Consider the following 23,314-nt stretch of genomic DNA (forward strand, 5'->3'; position numbering starts at 1 on the left):
GCGCCCGCTGATGACCTAGTGGCCCCACTCGAGGCGTTTGCCATCGATGTCGAAGCGGAAGGATTCCGCGCTCGGGAAGACCAGGAAGCGCTCTACCTGGCCGGGGCGCAGATCCGTGGTTTCCTCGAGGCGCAGTTCCTCGAGTTCACCGTTGCGCAGCACCTGGAACACGAGGTGTTCCTCGGCCTTGCGGAAGCCGGCCTCCTCGATGATCTGGCGGCCGGTGGGCTTCGGATCGTCGATGACGGCGTCGGTGAACTCCAGGTCGTGGTCGCCGACCTTGACCTTGTAGGGGCCGTGGTCGCGGGGCTTGCGGCCGGCCTTCACGGCGGCCTGGAGATCTTCGATTTCGATCGGTTCGGTAGACATGGCAGCAAATCCTTTTCTTGTCTGCTCGACGCCAGCAGCAGGCGCCTTATGCCCCCTATGCTCCCGAGAGGCGGCCCATCGGACGCTGCCGTCAGAAAATTCGCAAAAGAGTTTCGCGCCGCCTGATGCCGGTCCTATGGCGGCACGGCGAGGTCGTCGCTTCTACCAGATATTGTCGATGAATTTTCAGGCACAACATGGTATGGTGTGCTCTCCGTCGGCGCTCCCGAAAAACGAAGCCCTCGGAAAATAATCTTCGACGAAGGTGTCCGATGGGCGTCTTTTCGGGAGCATATACGAGTGACAGGCAATCGAGCGGCTCATGAAAGACGACAAAGACGTAGACAAGTTCTACACCCCAGAAGACGCCACCGAGGCAACTCGAAACCTGTCAGCCGAACAGAAGCGAAGGCTTGAGGCGGCGGCCAGAAGGCGCGCCTGGTTCACGGGCGACCATAAAGGCCTGCTGTATGAGGCCATCGCAAGCACAGCAGAGGGGAGGAGACGATGGAACCGTTCCGTCGATATCGTGCGCCATCTGGACAAGGCGATGCAGAGCATCACCTCCAATGCCGCGAAGCGCAGAAAGGTCGCCGCCGACAATCGCGAAGAGCTATTGGCACGAGTCGAATGGCGGGGTGAGGAACCATCGACCGAGGCCGCCCTCGAGGCCCGCGAGTTCCGTGAAGAGCAACACGCTAAGGCCATCGAACTGTGCGGTGACGATTGGGAAGTGCAACTTCTCGTAGAAGGTCTGCTGAACAACAGCACGCCGGAAGAGCTAGTCGAGCTCTTCGGTAGCAAGACCTCATATGAAACGGTCCGGAGAAGAATGAATCGAAAAATTGAGAAGTACCGGGCCCAGGGTGATAACCGATGACGAAAAAGAAAGACCCCGGAGTGACCCGTCTCGAAGACGAGTTGGTGGAAGATGTCTTTGCCATGAGCGACGCTGAGATCGAGGCGGAGCTGCGGGAAGAGGGCGTCGATATCGACACGTTCGACAAGGAAATGGACGGTCTCTTTGCGTCCGCCCTCGCAGAGGGTGGACAACGGCGCCTGCAGGACGCTCGCAAGGCGGTCGACCTACATAATGAAAGACAGAAGCGGAAAGAGCAGCACAAGTCCCAGGACGAGCTTCGCGCACAGATCGCCGCGATCGTGGCCGGCAACCCTGACCTGACGATGGCCGCCCGCAACTTCGAGAAGGAGCACGACGGCGATCTAGAGGGAGTCCTTGAGGACCTGCAAGAGCTCACGGGTGATGATTGGGATGAAGATGAGTGATGCGCATCATCCGTGATCCAGAGGAGTTGCTCAGGGAATTCGGTGTCTCGCGCCCCGACCAGATAGACTTGGAGGCTATCGAGTGGACACAGAACGCGCGTGTTCAGTACCGCACCTTACACGGATGCGAGGCACGGATCATTGGTGCCGGGAACCGTGCGAAAATCTCCCTACAGCCGGATGGGAACCCGCGCCGGAGACGGTTTTCGCTCGCACATGAAATCGGTCACTGGCAATGCCACCGTGGCAAGACGCTAATGTGCCAGGCTGGCGATATCGAGACGGGTAGCACGATCGGGAAGCTTCCAGAGCGCGCGGCTGATCGCTTCGCCGCGCAGCTTCTGATGCCCGAGTTTCTGATCCGTGAGAGCCTTCGTGGTTACAACAGTCGTTTCGACATGGGAACGATCAGGGCCATGGCGGATGACTTCGACATGAGCCTGACGGCTGCAGCAATCAGGCTGGTCGAGCGCAATACGCAGCCTAGCTTTCTCGTCTGTCATACTTCGAAGGGTCGGAAGTGGTTCACTCGCTCCCCGAAGGTGGACCAGCGATGGTTTCCCATGGACCAGCTGGATAGAGACAGTCTCGCGTTCGACGTCCTGTTCGGCGGAGTGCCCGACGACAGTATGCTGCGCGCGAGCGGAGCGGATGCCTGGTTCGACAAACCATGGGCGGACGAGATACCGATCAAGGAACAGACAGTTCGCATCTACGACGATGAGGTGCTGACGCTATTGGTCGTGCAGGATGAGCGCATGCTTGCGAACTGACATTGGAAACTGCCAACTAGGCGTGCGAGCGGGTGAGCTAGCTGGTCATCTCTCTGCTCCCGTATCTCGGCCTACCATCCCGACTATCGGCTCGACTGGCCGATGAACGGCAGACTGTTGCCCTGAAGGCGGTCGATGGACTTCGTAGTCCAGAGCGCGGATAGAGGCTAGATGCAGACAGGTTCATCTGCTAATCCACTACCCATTGTATGAGCTGCACTTGAGTCCAGTGCGAGCCGGGGAGTTCGTCATCGAATGATGGATTGGAACTGTTTGCTCAGTGGCAAGCGATTCGGAGATATGCTCGGGCGTAGGAAGCCAGAGGGTAAACCAGCCGGCCCAGCGTTTGCGGGCGGCCAGTTCCGTCTACCGCAAGAGCGCGACCATGATCGCATCCTTTTCTCAACTCCTTTTCGTAGAATGGGCGACAAGACCCAGGTCTTCCCTCTCGAAAGTATCGAGAGCATTAGGACCCGTTTGACCCATTCCTATGAAGTGGCAAATCTGGCGCGTTCGCTTGGCGTAGAGATTGCGCACACGCTTTCCGACAAGTTGCCCGAGGACGCCATCAGGGTACTGCCCGCGGCACTTGCTGCCGTGGGTTTGGCGCATGATATCGGCAACCCTCCGTTCGGACATCAAGGCGAGTTCGCAATTCGGGCGTAGTTCGAAAGAAACAAAGACGTTCTCTTCGTCCCGCCCACTGAACCAGAGCTCTCCGAGGTAGCCGCAGACGTCGACTTGCTCGAAGATCAGCACAAGAACGACTTCCTTCTTTTCGAGGGTAACGCGCAAACGCTGCGCGTGCTCACGAAGCTGCAGGTTATCGGTGACGATCTTGGGCTAAATCTATCTGTCGGCACGCTCGCTGCGGTAATGAAATACGTTGCGTCATCGGACACTCTCGACAAGTCCAAGCAAGCCCGCAAAAAGGTCGGATACTTCGCGTCGGAGCGGTATCTTGTCGAGCGAATTCGCGAAGAGGCTGGTCTCAAGAACGATAGCCGACATCCGCTCGCCCTGGTCATGGAGGCTTGCGATGATATCGCCTATTCCGTTTTGGATGCAGAGGACGCGATCAAGAAGGGGCTGGTCTCGCTCAACGATCTGCTCGCGGCGTTGGATTATCACCCTGACGGTGAGGATAAGCTGGACGCGGTGACAAAGCACCTATGCGAGCTTGCGCGTTGGGAGCTGGATTTCCTGCGACGTCAGCAGCTTCATCCGAGCGAGCTTCAAGATGTTGCAACCCAGAAGTTCCGCGTTCATGCAATCCACCTGATGGTTTCGGCGGTGGCCGAAGCTTTCAGGAAAAACTACGCATCAATAATTGCGGGGTCATTCGAAGGTGAATTGATAAAAGCGTCGGAGGCTGCGAAGCTCTGTAGTGCTCTCAAGAAATTTGACCGAGAGAACGCGTTTAGTCACAGGTCAGTGCTCGAAATCGAGTTGAATGGGTACAACGTTCTCAATCGGTTGATGGATTTCTTGTGGGTTGGAATCAGTGAGCGCAAAGCCTTCCAAGACCTGGCGAGCGATCGAACAACGCCTTTTGCGGCGTATGTTTACAGCCGGATTTCAAAGAACTATCGGCGCATGTTTGAAGGCAAGGTTGATCAGTACCACCCCAATCCCAAACTGCCCATACGCTACAAGGAGATGCAGCTACTCACGGACATGGTGTCTGGTATGACGGATCAATTCTGCATTGATCTTTATCAGGACTTTGAGCCGCATTATCGGGAAATGAGACGGGTCGATGGAACGCCAGCTTGAGCGTAGGGTCCAATACTTTTTCAGGTCGCGCTATCGCGGGCGTGAGGATGTGCGCAACGTATTGAAGGATCTCCGTAGGCACGGACGTCTTGTGTTGGTTGGAGGCATGCTGCGCGACCTTGCACTTTTTGGGAACGCTGGCTTCAGATCAGACTTGGACTTCGTGATCGCGCCATATGATCTCAGCAACTTCGAAAATCATATGGCATCGATTGGAGCGCGCGTAAATCGATTTGGTGGCTACGCCCTACCGTCCAGAAAGTGGCAGATAGATGTATGGCCGTTGGAGCGAACTTGGGCGCATGTAGCTGGTCATGCGAGGGTGCGCACAGTCGGAGACCTTCGAAGAGCAACGTTCTTCACATGTGACGCCATTCTCTATGACCTTGATTATCGGAAGTTAAGGGCAGCTCCAGACTATTTTGGAGATCTTACCAAGAAGGTTCTTGAGATAAATCTTAGACCAAACCCCAATCCCAAAGGAAACGCGGTTCGCGCTTTCAAATACGCCTTGATAAAGGGTTTTCGGTGGGGGCCCCAGCTCTCCGAGTTTGTCGATGAAGTAATAGAGCGCGAGGGTTGGAGCGCACTGCTGGAAGCAGAACAGCGTTCGTTCTCTTCACGGCATCTCGAACGAGTTTGCTTTAAAGACCTAATACGAGAACTTCGGTCGCATGTTTCGGGAGGCCAGAGTGACCCTTTCGACGCCGCATCCTTTCAGAGGAATTCTCAGCTTGCACTGCCCTATTGCTGATCAGCGCCATACTCTGATCCTATCGGAGTTAACTACCTCCACAAGATAAGATGCTGATCGACTAGGGGCCCAGAGCGTCAAACACGTAAGATCAATCTCGGCAGGGCTCCAAAAAAGGTCTCAGTCTACCATCTGGCTTCGAAAATGACGGCAACCCGGCTCAGTACATCGATCGATTGCCCCTCTGACAATGCCGTGCACCGAGCAAAGAGTTCCTGCATCCTTTCACTTACAGCCGAGCGGACATCGTCTGGCTGTTCTTGGAAAGCTCGGTAGATCGCGTCGATCCCGAGGTAGTCGGGTATTTCGCCGCCAGATGCACTCCTTTGGCTAACCGTCTCCTTCGCCTCGATCCAGAACACATCGAGCTCGTGTGCCCAAGCTTCTGCCAGCTTTTCCAGCGTCGGCAGAGTTGAGGAACCGAAGAGCCTTTGACCGGCATCACCTGTGTCGTGCCCTGACAGAAAACTAGCGAGAGAGGAAAGAAGGGAAACCGTTCGAGCTGGCCGAACATCCCAGTGGGTCAGATGCGCAAGGGTGCTGCCAAGCCGGCTGAACGTAGCTGATATCGCGTTCAGTTCTGGGCGGTGGCTTTGCATGTCTCGGCGACGCGTTTCGGCATAGGCGGCGGATAGGAGCCTAGCTGCTTCAACCTGGTCGCCAATGATCTCTGCGCGCCCATCGACATCTCGAACGGCAATCAAGCGAGGCGGTAGCACCGTAGGGTCTTGGGGGCTGCCTGTGCGACCGCCCAAGAGGAGGATGGTGACTGGCTCAACCGAGGACAGAAGGCAGAGTTCCGCTCCCCAGAGACCTCGAGGGTTTGCGTTCCAGACCCGGCGCAGAACGTCAGCCGGCAGCACACGCCGAAGCTCTTCAAGCTGATCGAAGTAATTGCTGGGGCGGAGGATGCGCGGTTTCTTGACCTGTTCGAGAACAAGATCGGTCAGATCACCGGCAGAAAACTCAACCAACTCTGATGGTAGGTCTTCGGCGCCAACACCTGACAGGAGAGCGATGCTGGCGACACGAGCACGCGCCTTGTGATCCGATGACAGAACCAGCCCGGGCAGGTCGAAGGTGTAGTAGTGGATGCGGGAATTGGGACTGTCGATCCGGTCGATCCGGCCCAACCCCTGAATGAGGCTCTTGACGTCGGACGTGACGCCAATGATCCCAAGCGCCGAGGCGATTTGGAGGTTGATCCCTTCCGCCATCTGGAATGTGAGGAACATGGCCCGTGGCTTTAGCGGGTCGACATGTTTCCCATCGATGCCGAAATACTCCTGCGCATCTGCTCCCGATCGGATGTGATGCAGCTTCTTACCGGTCTTGATCCGTGCACCAGGTGCGACCACGAAGACTTCGGGTCCTCTTCCGCGATGCCCAGCAAGAAGCCTGGCATAGACCTCGAGCACGCCGACCCGCTCAGCAAGGAAGATGGCATGGCCATGCTTTCGAAGGATGCCTCGCATGACGTCGGCCCGGGCTTCATCAATGCTGTCGAGGCTGGAGTGATTCAGAAGCCTGCTGATCCGGTCACAAATCGGCGTTTCGCTGTCCTCAGCTTTGGCATCGACTTCTTCGGTTAACGCGCCATCCGGAATGGCAATACCGCGGGCGTTCTGTTTCTCGGCGCGTCTTAGGTTTTCTCCGATTGATGCCCGCCCTCGTTGATCGGCTTCGCTGTCGCGCTCGCGGGCCCATTCTTCGCGCGCAAAGGTTATCGACGCACGCAGCAGTGCAAGAAAGTTCCGAATGTGGATACGCGATTTGTCATGGAATTTGATTTCTGTGTGGGCGGCGCGTTGGGGATCAGCAGAAACAAGGGTCACCCCAGTCGTAATGCATTCCGCCAATGCCTTGATCCGCTCAATAATTTGGCGCTGCTGATCACTCAGCGCCGTATCCTCTCGGTGGCTTCGGATCGTTGGGTAGACGAAAGCGCCGGACTTTCGATTCGCACTCTCCCCAATGCAATCCCGTTGGCGCCGCACGACGTATGGCGCCAGGGCGTCGGCCAATCCTTCCTGAAGCGCACTGATTTGCAGCCCGCCGGTCTCTAGCTGGCGTTCCACTTTGTTGACTTCGCCCTGTAGTGCTTCCGCGCTGTCGAACAGGTCGTCCTGCACGCTTTGATCTTCGATCCGGCGGTTCATCTGGTCGAGGTGGCGCACGAGCTCTCCCCGCGTTCGAACCTTGGCCATGTGTTGGTTGATCTGCTCCGTGATGGGCGGAGGCACATAGATCGAGGCGCGCTTCTCATGGAATGCAAGCAAGCCGTCCAGGCCTTGGTTTCCCATTAGCGTCGCCGACAAACAGGCGGTCCAGATCGCCGGACTGCGTTCGAAGACAAGCGAACGTGCAGAAGGTGCAAGGTATCGCGAGCTCAGTCGGTGGCTTTCATCGACGATCATTGATGCAGACGAACGGACCGCCCGGTTGATCTCGTCCAATTCCGCAGTCTCCTCCTTACTTCGCCGCGACAGGTGACTGTGCTTGATCGGTTTGAAGTTCGCAGGCGCGTTTGTTGTCCAGTTCTTCAGAACGCTTGCGGGTATCAGGGCGAGCGAGCCAAGCCGTTGTTGATCGGCGCGCTCTCCCCAGGAAAAGGCTGTTTGCCCATGGCTGACCGGTAGAACTGTTGCCAGGTGTTTTCCGATGTCGGTCTTCCCCGCACCAGTTGGCGCTTCGACAAAGGCAAAGCCGTGTTCATAGACCGTCCCTGCAGCCTCATAGACAAGATCGGCCTGGAAGGGTTGAGGCGGACGTCCGGCGCTGGTTTCGCCCGCGACACGCCAGGGGGTGAAGGTTGTGGCTTCGTGAACCGTTCTGGCCACTGCTTCTTCGGGTGAGACAAGGCGGATCAGCGCTCGCAGGATTTCCAGCGCTGATTCAGTCCAATCGCGCCCCATGTCCCAATACTGCTCAGCGGCCGCGCGACGTGCAGTCGCAAGTTCGGGCCAGGCATCGGCGTCGTCCATGAATTCCAGATTCCGGCGCAGACCATTGATCGAGAAATTAGCACTTCCTGAAAGTGCATTATCCTCGCCAATAAGGAGCTTCGCATGAAGCATTGGTGGGCGCCGCCCCAGTCTATCTTCTGCTAGTTCCGGATCGAAAATGCGGAACTTGATAATTCCGCGCTCGATTGCGTTCATTGCAAGAACTGCGCGCAGGTCGGCCAAATCAACAACCGAAAAGCCCCTTGCGCCAAGGAAATGCTGGCGTACTTCTTCGGCCACTGACCGGCCGCTGCCACCTAAAGCCTGTCGTGTTTCGGAGTTGGAGCCAAAGACGATGCGGACGCTGCCTGCTGGGCGTTCGCTGAGGTTGTCGACTGTTTCGAGCAAGATGGTCAGAGAAGACAGGAAGTCCTGATAACCTGTGACAATCAAGCAACTCGGTTGCCTTAGAACGGGCTTGACCAAGTCACTTACCGAGCGCGTTGCATTGTCGCCCCAGGCCTCATGTCCAGACGCAGGAGGCACTTCGGCCGTGCGCTCATCTCGATCAGAGTCGCCTCCGCGCGAGAAGAACCGTGAAATCAGTCCCTGCCGCTCTGTGGTTGCCATGTGCCGTTGTCTTCCTATGCCGCCGGGGGCAACGCTAAATTGGTTTTTTCTAAGCTATCAGTCTTGATTTGGAATTCCGAGCTCCGCCCAAAGCTCGCGCGGTACTGGCGAGACTAAATCCCACTGTACTTCGATTGGCTTCTCACCCTTCCATCCGGCGAACCTGGGCTTCCCGCAATAGATGAACGGATTAACCTTGCCGTTCACCTTGTTCCCGCGGCGGATAAACAGGTGCACTTCGTGGCCTTCCTCGCCGTTGATGACCCGGCCATGCTTGCTGTCCTGCCGCGTCTGGTTCTGGCTGAACCATTTCAGTCGTGACGGGCTGAGAAACGCGTTTTCGTAGGTCAGGTCCTGGGTCGAGACATTTGCGAGAAGGATCATGATCTTCTTTTCGGGCAGTGCCTTCATCCCGGTGCGCCAGACGTTTTGCTTGTACTCTTCCCCTAAGAACTCAGCGATGTCCGACACATAGTAGCGCTGCCAAAGCGCCAGTTCTTTCGGTTTGCCGACAAAGGTCGCGGATGCCTCGGCGGCCTCGCGAACGATGGGCGTTTCCGCCAAGCGCCATTCGACCAACTCGCGCACAAGCGGTTCCAGCTCCCCAGAAGCGTCAGGTCGCGCCAGCCGAAAGCCGTCGCTGCCCTGCGCCAGGTGCGGGTTGAACGCCAGCTCTGACGCGCCATCGCTCGGTTGCCGCCCGGCCACGATGTCGCGCAATCCGGTCAAGGCGGATCGGGACAAACCCCTGGGCCGTTCCAATTCACCCAAGAGACGACCGTGAGTGGCGAAAGGACGTTCGGGTAAGGCATCGCCCATGTCCCGGACGAAGTCGAACCAGCCGCCGTGGCCGGAAGCGCGGGGATCGAAGCCGTTTCGGAAGACTTCGACAGCCGTAGGGCGAATACCGTTCCGGTCCCGGAAGTCGACATAGAAGGCTTCGAGCTCCGCCGCGCCTTCCTTCGGACGGAGGAGATTGCGCAGGATGTCGATGACCTCGAGCTCATAGGTGATCTCGCAGCCCTTCGGCATCTGGAATTCACCGGTCTGAAGCGCGTCCAGCTTGGTCGAGATCGAGCGATCGCCTGTGCCGGCCTGCAGAAGGGTCGCGACCTTGGTCAGGAAGCTGCGGTGGTTGCCGATATAGTCGATTACTTGCAGCACCTTGCCTTCGACGCGGCGGAGGCCGCGGCCGAGTTGTTGCAGCCAGATAATCGCGCTTTCGGTGGGGCGCAGCATTAGCACGGTGCCGATCTCGGGCACGTCCACACCTTCGTTGAACATGTCGACCGCGAAAAGGATGTCGATCTCTCCGCGACCGAGCGCTGCCAGGGAACTCGCCCGCGGTGCGGAGCTTCGACCCGAATGGACCGCGACTGCGTTCAACCCGGCGGTGCGGAAGTAATCCGCCATGTAGTCGGCGTGGCGCATCGAACAGCAAAAGCCGATTGCGGGGCCGGTTGCGCGTTTTCGGTATTGTTCCAACGCGTTTAGGGCTCGCGTCTCGGTGGCCAGGGCCGCGTCTAGCGCGGTCGGATCGAACTGGCCGGATCGCCAGGGGATCTGTGCGTAATCCACGTCATCCGGCACGCCGAAATAGTGGAAGGGTGACAGGTGCCCCGCATCGATCCCGCGAAACAGGTCGCATTCGTAGACGAGGTTTTCGCCGCAAAGGCCAAGCAAGTCGGCGCCATCCGTCCGGTCTGGCGTTGCGGTGAGGCCCAACAGGAAGCCGGGCGTGAAATGCTCGATCAGCTTCTGATAGGTGCGGGCGGCGGCGTGGTGGAATTCATCAACCACGATATAGTCGAAATGATCCCGGTCGAATTGGCGCAAGTGACCGACGCGGCCAAGCGTTTGGACCGAGGCGAAGAGGATTTCTGAATCTGCCTCCTTCTCGGTACCCGTGTAGCGGCCGAGCATGGCTTCGGGGCGCACCTTGCGAAAGGCTGCCATCGCTTGGGTCAGGATTTCGTCCCGGTGAGCAACGAACATTATGCGGCCCGCCCTGGCACGGATCGTGTCGAAGGCGGCGAGCCAGGTCTTTCCCAACCCGGTGGCCAGCACGACAAGCCCGGCGCGGTGGCCGTTCAAACGGCTTTGTGTAAGCGCCGCCAGCGCCTCCTGCTGGATCGTATGCGGCTCCGGTGGTGGACCTTCCTCTGCCGCAACGCGTGCGGTGAATTCGGGCATTGGCCGGGCCCGGCGGCGCTTGGAATAGGCATCGATCCACTCAGCCGTAAGTGGTTTCACCTCCGGACGTGCGAGAAGATCGTCAAAGGCGGCGGCCACGCTGTCTGCCGCCTCCTCGGAATGTAGGTTCCATTCCACACCATCGGTCAGCGCCGATTGAGACAGGTTCGAACTGCCGACGATCGCCGCCCCACGTGCATCGGCGGCCCGGAACAGCCAGGCCTTCGGGTGAAAGCTGAGGCCTCCCGTTTCGAACACGAAGAGATCGGCGCCTTCCAGGTCCAGCAGACGCGCCAAGGCGGTAGGGTCGGTCGTGTCGAGATAATCGCCCACCACGATCCTGAGCCGTCCGCCACGTGCCAGCAGCTCGCGGAACCAGGGCTCGAGCAAGGCCACGCCGCTGTCCATGGCAAAGGCAATCGCAAGGTCGACCGATTGCGCGGCGTCCAACCGTTCGGCGAGCAGAGGCAAGAGCGGATCGCGGCCGCCGGTCGTCAGGCGTGCGCCACTGGCTTCCCGGAGGTGGAAATGGCCGTGATCGGATGAGGCAACGAAACCAGCCGTGCCGCGACCAAGTGCGGCGCCGACCTCGGCCAGCATGGTCATCTGTTCCGGGCCGGTCAGGTCATCCCACGCGGGCACATGCCGAGGGGCGGGGATTAATCCGGCCTCACGGTGCATGCAGATCGGGCAGCTGAGGCGCGGGTTAGTCACACTCGTCCAGATTGATCTTTTCTACTGAGACCATTGGTAAGGATCGCCGCTGCCATGTCCAGGCGCTGGGGCGATGCGGTGCCGGTAAGAGCTGTGATTTCCGGCCGCAATCCCCTTCGAAAAAGTGGGACACAAATCCGAAAAAATCCGATAAACATGGTGAAAGAAAAAAGTCCCACCACCTCGTAACTTATTATAATACAAACAACAGGTTATGCCGCCCCCGGGCACCATATTTACCCCGTCATGGCCCGTGCCGCGCATGGTTCGGATGTGGTCCCTGTGTAAACGGTGCGCAGGTGCGCGATCCAGCCTATCGCCTGACCGTTGACCGACGCCGCATGACCCGGCCTAATACGCCTCGTGTATTGGGTGCGTTCGGAAGGTTTGGCATGACGGGACTGAACCTTTTGCGGGGTGCCGCGAGCGCATTTCTCCTGTTGATGCCCGTCGGGGTCGCCGGTCAGACAGTGGACGCGGGGGTCGGGCCGCTTTGGGAGCAGCTATCGACTTCCGACGATACGCTCGCGCTGAAAGCGTTCATCGACATCTTTCCGTCCAGCCCACAGGCCGACGCGGCACGGGCGCGGCTCGATCGGCTCGCCTCGGGGGCGGAGGCCGCGCGGTTCGAGATTACCGATTGCGACCGCCTGGCCGCCCACCCGGAGGACGTGGACCGCCGGGTGGCTGTGGGCGTGTCGATGGACGAATTGCGATCCGCTCCCGAAGCGGCTATCGACGCATGCTATGCGCGTGCACTGATCGATCCTTCGGGGCGCGCGGCCTTCCAACTCGCACGCGCCTACTTCGCGATCGATGATCAGGTCAGCCGTCGCAAGTGGCTGCAACGCGCGGCGGATGCCGGCTACCCGCGCGCCGTGATGCGCGAGCTCTACCTGTTGGCCGACGGGGCTGACGGCGCCACCCCGAGCGTCGCGGACTACGAGGATTACGCCCGCCGCTTTACCGAGATCGGAGCCACCTACCCGGTGTCCTATGTCAAGGCCGCCCGCATCCACTGGGATCACCTCGGCGGCCCGCGCGAGGACGCCGCGCAGATCGTTTCGCTGCTCGAGCGCGCGGTGGCAGGCGGCTGGTGGCAGGCGCGCCGTGAACTGGCGCTCTTCGCGCTCGAGGATCAGCCGCTTCTCTCGATGTTCGACCATGTAATCCTGCTCACCGGCTTGATCGATGACGACCAGTCGTCCCGTTGGGCGCAGGTCGGCCTGGCGCTCCAGATCGACGCGATCTTCGAGATGTATCGCAACGGTGAGTTCGACCGGAACGAAACGCTTACCACGACGACCGGTGCGCGGATCGGCGAGGACGGAGTCATGTCCGAGGCAGAGTTCCAGAGGGTGATCGACTGGATGCTCGATGGGATCGAGTTCTCGAACGACGTCGAGCGCCTGCCCGTGGAAGACCGCATGGCGTCGCTTCTGCGGCTTCTCTACGTCTATCCGCGCACGGTCCCGGCGCAGACGCTCGTCATGAACCGCAGCGACGAGCCGCAGTCGGACGACCGGATCGAGCGCATGTGGGCGTCGCTCTGCACGATCTTCCGCGCGCCGATGCCGACCGAGACGCAGAAGCGGCAGGTCGATGACCTCTGTCGCGAGTTGCGGGCGACGTACGACACCGAGACGATGCAACCGGCGATGAAGCGGCACGACGCTCGCCTGCAGGTGCAGGGCGAACTGGCGGAGGTTCGGCGGTTCCTCGGACGGGGACCTGGTGACCCCCTAGAGCTACGCGACTGCATCGAGGTGTCCAACACGAGCCGGATGCCGCCTGCCCGACAGGGGGAGCCTTTCACCTACAGGGCCGATGTCGCGAACAGGTGCCCGATCCCGGTACGGGCCGTGATCCAGCTGCGGACCTATGCAACGGCGCCCAACGGAAAAACGGATGCCCGCCTCAATGGGATCGTCGCACCGGGCAACACCGAACGTCTGACCGCCGAGACCGATACTGATTTCGCCTATTCGGGACGCTGGGCGTGTCACCGTCTCTGGCAGGGTGTCCGGAGCGGCGGCACGCTACAATGCGACACCGAACTGAACACCGGCATCCAGCCGATCAAGGGGTTCGTTTCCAGCTTCGGATACGTCGTCGACAGGGACGCGATCCTCGGCAGGGTGGGCGCCATCGCGCGCGGCGAAGTCGCCGGGGGCGCCGGCCCGGGCGCTGTCGGCATCCCGGCGGACCAATGTGCGCTGATCGTCGCCTCGCGCCAGACCCTTGCCGAGGCCCAGTCTTATATCGATGGATTCCCGAACACCGAGGAGTGGTTCTGGAAGGTCTTCGAGGCGCGGAACGGCTGGCTCGCGATCTCGGCAAGTCTTGTCATCGCCGAGCAGTCGTCCCAGTCGCTCGCGGAGCTGAAACGCGATGGGCTGATTCCCGACGACAGCTATTGCGCGAAGGGCGTGGGCTTCGTGCGGCGACTGCTCTAGGCGCTCATTCCAGCCCTTGGTCCTCGCCATAGACGAAGTCGTAGAGAGCGTCGGCCGACACGGCGCCCGCGTCGTCGGCTTGTTTCCCCCAGAGTGCCGCAAGTCCCTCGTCTTTCGGCAGGACCGTGCCGGAGAGATAGAGCTGCTCCAGTTCCCGGAAGGCGTTGGCGTAACCCTGTCCGGCGGCCAGGTTGATGTAGGACAGTCCCTCGCGCTGCATGTCCGTCGCCTCCTCCTCCCCGGCGAGGAGGGCGGCGTCCAGCAACCAGGCCCCGAGGACGAACTGGGCCTCGGCCATGCCTGTACCCGCGGCGGCGCGGGCCCATTCGATTGCCCTGTCGGTTCGGTCGGATTGATGCAGGTTGCGGGCGTAGCGGTATTGCGCCTCGGCATTGTCCCCGAAGGCCGCCAGACGGAGCCATGCCGAAGCGACCCAGACGGTGCCGAGACCGTTGACCGATGGACGACGACCTGCCCGGATATCGACGGCGCGCTGCACCATCTCCGCAGCCGTCAGCCCCTGCGGTGCCTGGCAGGCCAGGAAGGCGGCCTCCGTCAGGTCTGGTCCTGCCCCGTCCGAAAGCTCCTCGGCCAGATCGACCACCCCGCCGGCATCCGATCCGAATGTGAAGGGAAGGCGGGTCTCGGTCGTCAGCACCCGCGACGCCCAGCACAGCGCGGCCGCCGGGTCCCGCGTCGCGGCCGTCTGTCCGAGCGGGTCGGTTCGGGAGTAGATATAGGCCAATCGCATCCGCGCGGTGGGGCTGTCCTGAGCCCGCCTCAGATACCACGCCAGCGGGCGGGACCAATCGGCCAGATCCTCGCCCAGTTCCTGGGCGAGTTGTTCGATCGCAATCTGAAACCGGGGGTCCTGTGCCGCCTGCGCGCGTCTCAGAAGGGCCAGGGCATCGGTCTTGGTGGCGGCATCGGGCGTCGGGCCGTCCAGCGCCATCCGCGAAGCCGTGATGACCAGCGCCCCGACATTGCCGTCCTCGACCATCCAGGGCAGCCATTCCTCCAGACGCTCCTCCATGGCCGAGGCGTCGGTGCGGCCGTCGAACGTCAGACCCAGCATCAGGTCCTGTGCGGCCCGGTCGCCGGCGCGGGCGGGGGGCAGAAGGCGGGCGATCAGCGCGTCGAAGTCCGGATCGTCGCCCTCGAGTTCGGCGTGGACTGCGTCGAGGTCCGGCCCGGTCGCGGCCGGTTCGGTGATGTCGGGCGCCGGTACCGGCGTACCGCTCAGCCCCGTGCGGGCCAGCCATTGCAGGGATTGCACGCGGCCCGCCTCGGCGAGGGGCCGGTGGTATTGGGCCGCGCGCGCCAGATCCGGTTCCAGACCCAGCCCGCCGACCTCGTAGGCTTCGGCGAGATCGCGGTTGGCGAGCGCCGATCCCCCCGCCGCCGCTGCCTCGAGCGAGGTCAGCATCTCGTCGGGTCTCAGCGCGAGATCGGGCCATTCGGCGAGGGTTGCCCCGAGGCGGTAGTGCGCGTCCACGTCGCCAATCGCGATGCCCCGGCGGCTCCACTCGATGGTCGCGGCCGCGCGATCGGCCGCGTCGATCTCGGGCAGGCAGACATCGTTGAAATAGAGATAGCTCATCGCCCCGATCGCCGCCTCGAATCCCTGCGCGGCCGCCGAGGCATAGAGCGAGAAGCAGGCCTCCGCATCGAAGGCCGTGCCCTCTTCGAGAAGGTACATCGTGGCCGCGCTGTGCTGTGCCTCGGCGTAGCCCTGGTCGGCGGCCCGTCGAAACCACGCCAGGGCCTTCTCGTGGTCCTGAGCCACGCCGTCGCCGTTGTAGTAATGCCGTGCGAGCGCGTCCTGCGCCGACCGATCCCCCGCGGCGGCCTGAGACAGGAGATCCGCCATCGGGGATGTCTGCGCCGTCGCGGGCACCGCTCCCGACCAGACGGCGCCCAAGACGAAGACGAGGAGGAGGGACACACGCATGGGACAGATCTCTTGAAACAACCTCAGAAGCGTAGCGGAGCGAATACGGACTGCATAGCGACCTCATCGGCCCGCTGACCGTGAGCCCTCCGTCTGCGTCTGGCGGCCGTGCAGCCTTGGCACGCACCGGGGGCCGTCCACTGCGCCTCGGGGTGCCGCCATGGGCGACCTTTCGGCCCGTGAGACTAGAGGTGATCTTCGAGAGGCGGGCTTCGTCCGATGCCGCCCCGCGCCGTCCTGTCGCGTGGGCGACGACGAACGGACGATGCCGACCTTTCCCCCCTTTAAAGGGCGATTGTATATTTGACAAACCCGCCATGCAGAAGCATGTTCGAGCTCCGTTAGTTAGGAGATTCGGACCATGTCGCTTTTCGCCGTCACCTACGATCTGGTTGCCGCGAAGGACTACGGCAGCCTCATTGACCGCTTGAAAGAACTGGACACCGTCCGGGTTCAGGATTCGCAATGGCTGCTCTATGCGGAAAACACAGCCAAAGAGGTCAAGGACCACCTCGCCGAGTACATTGACAGCGACGACAGACTGATGGTCATCGAGTTCAACAAGAGACCGGCCTACACGCTGGCGCTGAAAGGAACGAACGCCTGGCTGGACAGGTTCCTCTAGCCCCTGTCTTGCTCCACCTTTGCGCCGTGAGCGCCGTAAGGCAGGCCGTCGACTTTGAATGTGATGCCGAATAGCCGGGCGATAGCGTTTAGAATGCGAAGTTTCATGGTATGATAGTACCCCATACGAGTGAGGTGTATCAATACCTCATTCGCCCTTGTCGTCGTCCTTCGGCTTCTGCTTCGCCAACTTGCGTAGCCGTTCGTTGAAGCGGGCCTCGTCGTCGTCCGCCTCTAGTTCGCGAGCGGCCTTGCGGAAGCGCTCCATCTGACTATCCCTGTTCTCTGACATGGTTACTGAGCCTCCCGCCCAAACTGATCGGTATCTGTTTTCAGACGAAGCGGGATGCTTCACCTTCGCAAGACGGCAGAACGTCAGCCGTTACTTTATCCTATGCACTGTCACGATGTCAGATCTATCCGTAAGCGAGGACTTGGCCCAACTTCGTCGTGACCTGCTTTGGCGCGATATCGAATGCGACGACTATTTCCACGCCACGACCGATACCCAGCAAGTCCGAAATGCCGTGTATGAAGCTATTTCAGGCCACAGCTTCCGAGTTCAAGCTACGGTCTGCGAGAAATCAAAGGCGCAACCGCAGGTCCGAGAGACCAAAGCGCGCTTCTACAAGTACCCATGGTTCTATCACTTCAAGTTCGGCATCTCGCCGCGCCTCAAGGCTGGCGACCGGCTGCTGGTTACAGCGGCTGCTATCGGGTCGAAGAAGGAGAAGCTGACTTTCTCGCAAGCGCTAAGCGATACCATCGGCCAGAGCGCGGAAGGCACCCCCTTTCGGATCGATTTCCGGCCGGCTAAGTGCGATCCGTGCCTGCAAGTCGCTGACTACTGCGCATGGGCGATTCAACGTCAGTGGGAGAGAGGCGACGATAGATCGTACAAGCTAATCCAAGATCGAATTACCTACGAGTATGAACTTTGGGAGAAAGGGCAAACCCACTACTACTAGCCCGCTGGCCATGGCCCGCCATATCGGCAATCTTGGCTATCGACTGAAGCGCCCAGGGGCGCGTATCACCAAGCAAGAGCCACCCAGCCAGCAGTACTAGCTGCCTACATAGTTGCCCCTAACACTCCGAAAGTCAAGTCTTGGGCTTCCCCTTAAACCGCTGATTTCGCGTGAGTTCCTTCATACTTGAGACGCTTGCCGACAGCGGCGCTAAGTGCAAGGCCAGCCCGCTCAGTGTCGTCCACACCGTTCGCCACGCGATTACTGTAGCGGAAGTCGAACTCAGCCGCGTAGCGATGCAGGTGTTGCTTGCCGCAGTGCTGATACACGCCCTTCATGCCGCGCTTGAAGATGCTGTAGAAGCCTTCGACGGTGTTCGTGTGAACCTCGCCCCGACCGTACTCGCCTTGACCGTGGCGGGTGAAGTCATGGTCGGCAAACTCACGCTTGAGGTTGCGATACTGGCCCGCTTCGTCGGTGTAGACCACGGCCTCACGGGAGATGTTCTCGCGCAGGATCGGCACCAGCGTGGTGGCCTTGAGGTCGTCCACGATGATCGACTTGGCGCGGCCCGTGGTGCGGTCCACCAGCGTCAGCATCTTGTGCTTGTGGTGGAAGCCACGGCCCTTCTTCTCGCCGTGGGGTTTCTTGGTGCGGTCATTGCCAATGAAGGTTTCGTCTACCTCGACCGCGCCGCCGTTGCCGCCCATCGGGGCCAGATCGCCGGAGCGCATGCACTCGCGGATGCGGTGGGTCAAGAACCACGCGCTCTTGTAGGTAATGCCCAGAACGCGGTGAAGCTGGTGGCTGCTGATGCCCTTCTTGCTGGACACCATCAGGTGAATGGCCTGTAGCCAGAGGTGAAGCGGCAGATGGCTTTCTTCGAAGATGGTGCCCTTGCGGACGGTGAATTGCTTGCGGCACTCGCGACACTTCCAAAGGCCATGGCGGACCTTGCCTTCGGGGTTCTTCTTACTAGGCTTCGTCATCACGCCTTCAAGGCGGTAAGCGCGATCCACGACACCACAGTGCGGGCAGACCGGACCGTCAGCCCAAAGCATCGCCTCGACGTGCGCGAACGCAGCGGCTTCATCGTACATGTAGGGGGCGGACAGAACGGACATTGCGGAGACCTCTAACGTGTTGAGTTAGATATAGGCTTTCCGCGTGGGTTTGTCAAATATACAATCGCCCTTTAAAGACCCCCGACGGCGCGCAGCGTGGCCACGATCGCGTCGACGCCGTCCCCGTGGCGCAGTTGCGCGAAGACCACCGGGCGGTCGCCGCGCATCCGGGCGGCATCGCGGGCCATCACGTCGAGGGACGCGCCGACATGGGGGGCGAGGTCGGTCTTGTTGATGACCAAGAGGTCCGAGCGGGTGATCGCGGGGCCGCCCTTTCGCGGGATCTCCTCGCCCGCGGCGACGTCGATCACATAGATCGTCACGTCCGCCAGCTCGGGGCTGAACGTCGCCGAGAGGTTGTCGCCCCCGCTTTCGATCAGCACGACGTCGAGATCGGCGTGGCGGCCGCGCATGTCGGCCACGGCGGCGAGGTTGATCGACGCGTCCTCGCGGATGGCGGTGTGTGGGCAGCCGCCGGTCTCGACGCCGATGATCCGGTCTCGCGGCAGGATCTGCATCCGCATCAGCGCCTCGGCATCCTCCTGCGTGTAGATGTCGTTGGTGATGACGCCGACCGAATGGGTGTCGCGCAGCGCCTCGGCCAGCCGCGCGGTCAGCGTGGTCTTGCCTGCGCCGACAGGGCCGCCAATGCCGACGCGAAGGGGGCCGTGATCGCTCATGCGTCCTCCTCCGCGAAGACCTCGAGTGCTGCGTTCAAGCCGTTGATCGCCGCAGGCAGGCCGCCATAGAGGCTCATCTGCCAGATCGTCTCGGCGATCTCCTCGCGGCTGAGGCCTGCCCTGCGCCCGGCGGCGATGTTGACCTTGAGTTGGGGCCGGGTCTGTCCGCCCAGGGCCGTCAGGGCGGCGATGGTGGCGATGAATCGATCCCGCAGGGGCAATCCAGGGCGGGCGTACTGGCGCCCGTAGGCGAAATCGACGACGCCTTCGGCCATTCCCGGCAGAAGGTGGCCGTAGCGCGCGTCGAGCGCGGCCTCCATGCCGGGGTTCAGGGTTTCGGACAAGGCGCGCCCGGTCTCGGTGCTGTCGGTCATGTGCGGAAGATCCTCGGGGACAGGGTTTCGTGGCGCATGGATGCGATGTCGGAGAGGAAGGCCGTGCTGCGCAAGGTGGCGAGGTCGCCCCCGGCGGTCTCGGTCGCGATGCGGGCGCAGGCGGGTGCCAGGTCGCGGAGGATACGCTGGCCATCGGTTTGGCCCAGCGGGATCAGGCGCATCCCCACCGCGGCGAGGTTGCCCACGAACGCCTGGAGCGCCATCTGCGCCGCGAGGATCGGGGGCAGGGCGGCCAGCCGCGTCGCCCGCCCGAGCGCCACCGGATAGGTCAGCCCATCCAAGTCGCCGGGCCAGAGCGCGGCGGTAATCTCGCAGAAGGCCGCGCCCATCAGTTCCGTCTCGCGCAGGCGCTCGGCGCTGGCGGCGAAGGCGCGGGCGGTGGCGTCGATGCCGGGAATGTCGGCGGCGTCGGCGTGATGGGCGGCGGCGAGGAACGTCGCGTCGGCGCGGCCCGCCCCGTGTTCGAGCACGCCCGTCGCCCAGTCCGTCAGCCGCCCCGCATCGGTCACCGTGCCGTCGGCGATGGCCGCTTCCAGCCCATGTGAATAGGCGAAGGCCCCGACCGGGTAGGCGGGCGAGAGCCATTGCGTGAGTGTCAGGATCTCAGTGGCTGTGACCATGGGTCCGTCCGTGGCCATAGGCCCCGCCCTCCGGCGTGAAGGGCTCGGTGACCTCGACCGCCTCGGCCCCGATTCGCGCCAGCATGTCGGCGATGACGTGGTCGCGTTGGATCAGCAGGCGATCCGGCTCGATCTGGCAGGGCGTGTGGCGGTTGCCGACATGCCACGCGATGCGGACCATGTCGGGCCCGGTGACCGCGAGCAGCGGCTCGGCGGCCGCGACGACCTCGACATGGCCGCCGCCGGACAGGACCAGCGCATCGCCATGGTTCAGTGATGTCGTATGCGCAAGGTCCACGAGAAGGCGCGCGCCGCCTTCGGTGGTCAGTACCTTCCGCCGCAGGAAGCGGTCCTCGTAGGTCAGGACGCAGCGATCCGTCGCACCGGTCCACGTCGCGGCCATCGCGACCGCCTTTGCCGTCAGGTCGGCCATCAGAACAGGAAATACCGCTGCGCCATCGGCAGTTCGGTCGCGGGTTCGCAGGTCAGGAGTTCGCCGTCGGCGCGCACTTCGTAGGTTTCGGGGTTTACGTCCATCCGGGGGAGGGCGTCGTTGAGGATCAGGTCGCGCTTGCCGATGCCGCGGGTGTTCTCGACGGCGAGCGTCGTCTTGGCGAGGCCGAGGCGCTGGCCGATCCCGTCGGCCTGCGCGGCCTCGGACACGAAGGTCACGGCCGCTTGCTCGACCGCGCGGCCATAGGCGCCCCACATGGGCCGGGTGTGCACCGGCTGCGGCGTCGGGATCGAGGCGTTGGGGTCGCCCATCTGGGCCACGACGATCATGCCGCCCATCAGCACCATTTCGGGCTTCACCCCGAAGAAGGCCGGATCCCAGAGCACGAGATCCGCGCGCTTGCCCGCCTCGACCGAGCCGATATGCCCGGAGAGCCCGTGCGCGATGGCCGGGTTGATGGTGTATTTGGCGACGTAGCGGCGGACGCGCAGGTTGTCGTTCTCGCCCGTCTCGTCCGCCAGTCGCCCGCGCTGCTTCTTCATCTTGTCGGCGGTCTGCCAGGTGCGGATGATCACCTCGCCCACCCGCCCCATGGCCTGGCTGTCCGACGCGATGATGCTGAACGCGCCCATGTCGTGGAGGATGTCCTCGGCGGCGATGGTCTCGCGGCGGATGCGGCTTTCGGCGAAGGCCACGTCCTCGGGGATCGAGCGGTCGAGATGGTGGCACACCATGAGCATGTCGAGATGCTCCTCGAGGGTGTTCACCGTGAAGGGCCGGGTCGGGTTGGTCGAGGAGGGCAGGACGTTCGGATCGCCGCAGATCTTGATGATGTCCGGCGCGTGGCCGCCGCCCGCGCCCTCGGTGTGGAAGGCATGGATCGTGCGACCCTTCAGGGCGGTGACGGTGTTCTCGACGAACCCGCTTTCGTTCAGCGTGTCGGTGTGGATCATCACCTGCACGTCCATCGCGTCCGCCACGGACAGGCAGCAGTCGATGGCCGCCGGGGTCGTCCCCCAATCCTCGTGCAGCTTCAGGGCGCAAGCCCCGCCGCGCACCTGCTCCTCGAGAGCGGCGGGCAGCGACGCATTTCCCTTGCCCGCGAAGGCGAGGTTCATCGGGAAGGCGTCCGCGGCCTGGAGCATCCGGCCGATATGCCACGGTCCCGGCGTGCAGGTCGTCGCCAGCGTGCCATGTGCGGGGCCGGTGCCGCCGCCCAGCATGGTGGTCAGGCCGGAATGGAGCGCGTCCTCGATCTGTTGCGGACAGATGAAGTGGATGTGGCTGTCGAATCCGCCCGCCGTCAGAATGCGACCCTCGCCCGCGATGGCCTCGGTGCCGGGGCCGATGACGATGTCGACGCCGGGCTGGGTGTCGGGATTGCCCGCCTTGCCGACGGCATGGATGCGCCCGTCGCGCAGGCCGACATCCGCCTTGTAGATGCCCGTATGGTCCACGATCAGGGCGTTGGTGATGACCGTGTCCACGGCGCCCTCGGCTCGCGTGGCCTGGCTTTGGCCCATGCCGTCGCGGATCACCTTGCCGCCGCCGAACTTGACCTCCTCACCGTAGCGGGGCGCGTTGCCGCCCGACCGTTCGACGCAGAGATCGCGCTCGACCTCGATGATCAGATCGGTATCGGCCAGCCGCAGCCGGTCGCCGGTCGTGGGGCCGAACATGGCGGCATAGTCGCCGCGGGAGATGGTGGCGGGCATGGCGGTCCTTTCAGTCGGTCTTGTCTGCGCGGAACACATCGTCGACGGGCACCTGCAGCGCGGTGACGAGGCCGTTGGTCTGCATCGCCATCCCGATCACCGCCAGAAGCTCGCCATGTTGCGCGTCGGTCATGCCGCGCGCGCGGGCGGCGGCGCTGTGGCTGTGGACGCAGTAGCTGCAGCCGTTGGCGGTCGAGACAGCGACGTAGAGCATCTCCTTGACCAGCGGGTCGAGCGCGCCGGGGGCCATCACGTCGCGAAGACGGTCCCAGGTCGCGCGCAGGAGCGCCGGATCATGGGCCAGCGCGCGCCAGAAGTGGTTGACGTAATCGGTGCCGCGCGCGGTCCGTATCTCGTCGAAGACGGCGGCGGCCTCGGGCAAGAGCTGCGCGTCGGACAGAAGGGGGACCGTGCTCATGGGCGGCCCCGGATCGGGACGGCGCGCGCGGGCGCGGCGGACCCGTGCCGGCCGCTCCGGGTGGAGCGGCCGGACAGGCGGGGATCGGAAGGCCCCGCCATGCTAGCGCAGCGCCCGGAGGACATCGTTCCGGGCGATCGTCATCCGGTCCATGCATTGCCAGTAGACAAGGGGCGCGATCGATCCGCCGGCATAGCTGTCGCGCTCGCCCGCACAGGTCGCATCGCGCCGTCGCAGCCACGCCCGCTGCTCGTCCAGAAGCGCGGCCCCGCTGCCCTGGCGATCGGCCTTGGGCTTCACCTCGCCCCAGAGCCGGTTGAGTTCCGCGTCCGAGACGCCCCAGCCGTCGCGGGCGCAGAAGTTCATGTCGAGCTGCGTCGCCCGGTTCGAACAATCGATGGATGTCTGCGCCATGGCCGGAAGGGCCATGAGCGTGACAAGCCCGATAGATGCCCCGATCCGCATGGC

At 62.3% G+C, this 23,314-nt stretch carries 20 protein-coding genes; 8 read left to right on the top strand and 12 right to left on the bottom strand.

Annotated features, from left to right (window positions below; translation table 11 throughout):
- Positions 1–15 precede the first annotated feature (15 nt).
- Positions 16–369 (bottom strand): multiubiquitin domain-containing protein, encoded by a 354-nt coding sequence (locus ACK8OR_RS00330; RefSeq protein ID WP_410187498.1) that lies wholly within the window; start codon positions 367–369, stop codon positions 16–18.
- Positions 370–691: 322 nt separating this feature from the next.
- Between ACK8OR_RS00330 and ACK8OR_RS00335 the strand changes: the two genes are divergently transcribed.
- The 5 genes from ACK8OR_RS00335 (at position 692) to dgt (ending at position 4,205) form a co-directional block, all read left to right on the top strand.
- A complete protein-coding gene (locus ACK8OR_RS00335; RefSeq protein WP_410187499.1) occupies positions 692–1,249 on the top strand; it encodes a hypothetical protein in 558 nt (185 codons plus the stop codon).
- Positions 1,246–1,656: a hypothetical protein gene (locus tag ACK8OR_RS00340; RefSeq protein ID WP_410187500.1), complete on the top strand. Its 411-nt coding sequence runs from the start codon at positions 1,246–1,248 to the stop codon at positions 1,654–1,656. Before ACK8OR_RS00335 ends, ACK8OR_RS00340 begins: the two co-directional genes overlap by 4 nt.
- Positions 1,656–2,429 carry an ImmA/IrrE family metallo-endopeptidase gene (locus ACK8OR_RS00345; protein WP_410189844.1) on the top strand — a complete coding sequence of 258 codons (774 nt, stop codon included), beginning with the start codon at positions 1,656–1,658 and terminating at the stop codon, positions 2,427–2,429. Before ACK8OR_RS00340 ends, ACK8OR_RS00345 begins: the two co-directional genes overlap by 1 nt.
- Positions 2,430–2,849: 420 nt before the next feature.
- Entirely contained in the window at positions 2,850–3,095 is a 246-nt protein-coding gene (locus ACK8OR_RS00350; RefSeq protein ID WP_410187501.1) for an HD domain-containing protein, read from the top strand.
- A 75-nt stretch (positions 3,096–3,170) separates the two neighbouring features.
- Positions 3,171–4,205: a dGTP triphosphohydrolase gene (gene dgt / locus ACK8OR_RS00355; RefSeq protein WP_410187502.1), complete on the top strand. Its 1,035-nt coding sequence runs from the start codon at positions 3,171–3,173 to the stop codon at positions 4,203–4,205.
- 879 nt (positions 4,206–5,084) lie between these two features.
- Here dgt and ACK8OR_RS00360 read toward each other — a convergent pair.
- On the bottom strand, positions 5,085–8,534 hold the full coding sequence (locus ACK8OR_RS00360) for a hypothetical protein (RefSeq protein ID WP_410187503.1): 3,450 nt from the start codon (positions 8,532–8,534) through the stop codon (positions 5,085–5,087).
- 57 nt (positions 8,535–8,591) lie between these two features.
- Entirely contained in the window at positions 8,592–11,327 is a 2,736-nt protein-coding gene (locus ACK8OR_RS00365; protein ID WP_410187504.1) for a DUF3427 domain-containing protein, read from the bottom strand.
- Positions 11,328–11,833: 506 nt separating this feature from the next.
- Between ACK8OR_RS00365 and ACK8OR_RS00370 the strand changes: the two genes are divergently transcribed.
- On the top strand, positions 11,834–13,897 hold the full coding sequence (locus ACK8OR_RS00370; protein WP_410187505.1) for an SEL1-like repeat protein: 2,064 nt from the start codon (positions 11,834–11,836) through the stop codon (positions 13,895–13,897).
- 4 nt (positions 13,898–13,901) lie between these two features.
- On the opposite strand, the gene ACK8OR_RS00375 is transcribed toward ACK8OR_RS00370, so the two are convergent.
- On the bottom strand, positions 13,902–15,848 hold the full coding sequence (locus tag ACK8OR_RS00375; protein WP_410187506.1) for a tetratricopeptide repeat protein: 1,947 nt from the start codon (positions 15,846–15,848) through the stop codon (positions 13,902–13,904).
- A gap of 361 nt (positions 15,849–16,209) precedes the next feature.
- Here ACK8OR_RS00375 and ACK8OR_RS00380 point away from each other — a divergent pair, with 361 nt between their 5' ends.
- Both ACK8OR_RS00380 and ACK8OR_RS00385 read left to right on the top strand, forming a co-directional pair.
- Positions 16,210–16,473, top strand: coding sequence for a hypothetical protein (locus tag ACK8OR_RS00380; protein WP_410187507.1), 264 nt, complete (start codon positions 16,210–16,212; stop codon positions 16,471–16,473).
- Between the two features lie 289 nt (positions 16,474–16,762).
- Positions 16,763–17,440 (top strand): DUF3800 domain-containing protein, encoded by a 678-nt coding sequence (locus ACK8OR_RS00385; protein WP_410187508.1) that lies wholly within the window; start codon positions 16,763–16,765, stop codon positions 17,438–17,440.
- 152 nt (positions 17,441–17,592) lie between these two features.
- Here the strand turns inward: ACK8OR_RS00385 and ACK8OR_RS00390 are convergent, their stop codons facing one another.
- From ACK8OR_RS00390 to ACK8OR_RS00425, 8 genes are all read right to left on the bottom strand, one after another.
- Positions 17,593–18,564 carry an IS1595 family transposase gene (locus ACK8OR_RS00390; protein ID WP_410187509.1) on the bottom strand — a complete coding sequence of 324 codons (972 nt, stop codon included), beginning with the start codon at positions 18,562–18,564 and terminating at the stop codon, positions 17,593–17,595.
- Between the two features lie 71 nt (positions 18,565–18,635).
- Positions 18,636–19,244 carry an urease accessory protein UreG gene (ureG, locus tag ACK8OR_RS00395; protein ID WP_410187510.1) on the bottom strand — a complete coding sequence of 203 codons (609 nt, stop codon included), beginning with the start codon at positions 19,242–19,244 and terminating at the stop codon, positions 18,636–18,638.
- Positions 19,241–19,618, bottom strand: a complete 378-nt coding sequence (locus ACK8OR_RS00400) for a carboxymuconolactone decarboxylase family protein (RefSeq protein ID WP_298430877.1) — start codon at positions 19,616–19,618, stop codon at positions 19,241–19,243. Before ACK8OR_RS00400 ends, ureG begins: the two co-directional genes overlap by 4 nt.
- Positions 19,615–20,259: an urease accessory protein UreF gene (locus ACK8OR_RS00405; protein ID WP_410187511.1), complete on the bottom strand. Its 645-nt coding sequence runs from the start codon at positions 20,257–20,259 to the stop codon at positions 19,615–19,617. Before ACK8OR_RS00405 ends, ACK8OR_RS00400 begins: the two co-directional genes overlap by 4 nt.
- The gene (locus ACK8OR_RS00410; protein WP_410187512.1) at positions 20,243–20,692 is read right to left on the bottom strand and encodes an urease accessory protein UreE; all 450 of its coding nucleotides are present in this window, start codon (positions 20,690–20,692) and stop codon (positions 20,243–20,245) included. Before ACK8OR_RS00410 ends, ACK8OR_RS00405 begins: the two co-directional genes overlap by 17 nt.
- Positions 20,692–22,428 carry an urease subunit alpha gene (ureC, locus tag ACK8OR_RS00415; RefSeq protein ID WP_410187513.1) on the bottom strand — a complete coding sequence of 579 codons (1,737 nt, stop codon included), beginning with the start codon at positions 22,426–22,428 and terminating at the stop codon, positions 20,692–20,694. Before ureC ends, ACK8OR_RS00410 begins: the two co-directional genes overlap by 1 nt.
- A 10-nt stretch (positions 22,429–22,438) precedes the next feature.
- On the bottom strand, positions 22,439–22,846 hold the full coding sequence (locus ACK8OR_RS00420; RefSeq protein ID WP_410187514.1) for a carboxymuconolactone decarboxylase family protein: 408 nt from the start codon (positions 22,844–22,846) through the stop codon (positions 22,439–22,441).
- Between the two features lie 102 nt (positions 22,847–22,948).
- Positions 22,949–23,311 (bottom strand): lysozyme inhibitor LprI family protein, encoded by a 363-nt coding sequence (locus ACK8OR_RS00425; protein ID WP_410187515.1) that lies wholly within the window; start codon positions 23,309–23,311, stop codon positions 22,949–22,951.
- Positions 23,312–23,314 lie beyond the last annotated feature (3 nt).

This window comes from Jannaschia halovivens, from assembly GCF_046452375.1.
GTDB classification, from domain to species: domain Bacteria; phylum Pseudomonadota; class Alphaproteobacteria; order Rhodobacterales; family Rhodobacteraceae; genus Jannaschia; species Jannaschia halovivens.

What these genes read in the sequence shown, in the direction of transcription:
- ACK8OR_RS00340 (WP_410187500.1), top strand. Translation starts at nt 1,246, where the DNA reads ATGACGAAAAAGAAAGACCCCGGAGTGACCCGTCTCGAAGACGAGTTG.
- ACK8OR_RS00400 (WP_298430877.1), bottom strand. Translation starts at nt 19,618, where the DNA reads ATGACCGACAGCACCGAGACCGGGCGCGCCTTGTCCGAAACCCTGAAC.
- ACK8OR_RS00330 (WP_410187498.1), bottom strand. Translation starts at nt 369, where the DNA reads ATGTCTACCGAACCGATCGAAATCGAAGATCTCCAGGCCGCCGTGAAG.
- ACK8OR_RS00390 (WP_410187509.1), bottom strand. Translation starts at nt 18,564, where the DNA reads ATGTCCGTTCTGTCCGCCCCCTACATGTACGATGAAGCCGCTGCGTTC.
- ACK8OR_RS00385 (WP_410187508.1), top strand. Translation starts at nt 16,763, where the DNA reads ATGGTTACTGAGCCTCCCGCCCAAACTGATCGGTATCTGTTTTCAGAC.
- ureG (WP_410187510.1), bottom strand. Translation starts at nt 19,244, where the DNA reads ATGAGCGATCACGGCCCCCTTCGCGTCGGCATTGGCGGCCCTGTCGGC.
- ACK8OR_RS00420 (WP_410187514.1), bottom strand. Translation starts at nt 22,846, where the DNA reads ATGAGCACGGTCCCCCTTCTGTCCGACGCGCAGCTCTTGCCCGAGGCC.
- ACK8OR_RS00345 (WP_410189844.1), top strand. Translation starts at nt 1,656, where the DNA reads ATGCGCATCATCCGTGATCCAGAGGAGTTGCTCAGGGAATTCGGTGTC.
- ACK8OR_RS00335 (WP_410187499.1), top strand. Translation starts at nt 692, where the DNA reads ATGAAAGACGACAAAGACGTAGACAAGTTCTACACCCCAGAAGACGCC.
- ACK8OR_RS00365 (WP_410187504.1), bottom strand. Translation starts at nt 11,327, where the DNA reads ATGCTGGCCGAGGTCGGCGCCGCACTTGGTCGCGGCACGGCTGGTTTC.
- ACK8OR_RS00425 (WP_410187515.1), bottom strand. Translation starts at nt 23,311, where the DNA reads ATGCGGATCGGGGCATCTATCGGGCTTGTCACGCTCATGGCCCTTCCG.
- ACK8OR_RS00410 (WP_410187512.1), bottom strand. Translation starts at nt 20,692, where the DNA reads ATGGCCGACCTGACGGCAAAGGCGGTCGCGATGGCCGCGACGTGGACC.
- ACK8OR_RS00405 (WP_410187511.1), bottom strand. Translation starts at nt 20,259, where the DNA reads ATGGTCACAGCCACTGAGATCCTGACACTCACGCAATGGCTCTCGCCC.
- ACK8OR_RS00380 (WP_410187507.1), top strand. Translation starts at nt 16,210, where the DNA reads ATGTCGCTTTTCGCCGTCACCTACGATCTGGTTGCCGCGAAGGACTAC.
- ACK8OR_RS00360 (WP_410187503.1), bottom strand. Translation starts at nt 8,534, where the DNA reads ATGGCAACCACAGAGCGGCAGGGACTGATTTCACGGTTCTTCTCGCGC.
- ACK8OR_RS00350 (WP_410187501.1), top strand. Translation starts at nt 2,850, where the DNA reads ATGGGCGACAAGACCCAGGTCTTCCCTCTCGAAAGTATCGAGAGCATT.
- ACK8OR_RS00375 (WP_410187506.1), bottom strand. Translation starts at nt 15,848, where the DNA reads ATGCGTGTGTCCCTCCTCCTCGTCTTCGTCTTGGGCGCCGTCTGGTCG.
- ureC (WP_410187513.1), bottom strand. Translation starts at nt 22,428, where the DNA reads ATGCCCGCCACCATCTCCCGCGGCGACTATGCCGCCATGTTCGGCCCC.
- ACK8OR_RS00370 (WP_410187505.1), top strand. Translation starts at nt 11,834, where the DNA reads ATGACGGGACTGAACCTTTTGCGGGGTGCCGCGAGCGCATTTCTCCTG.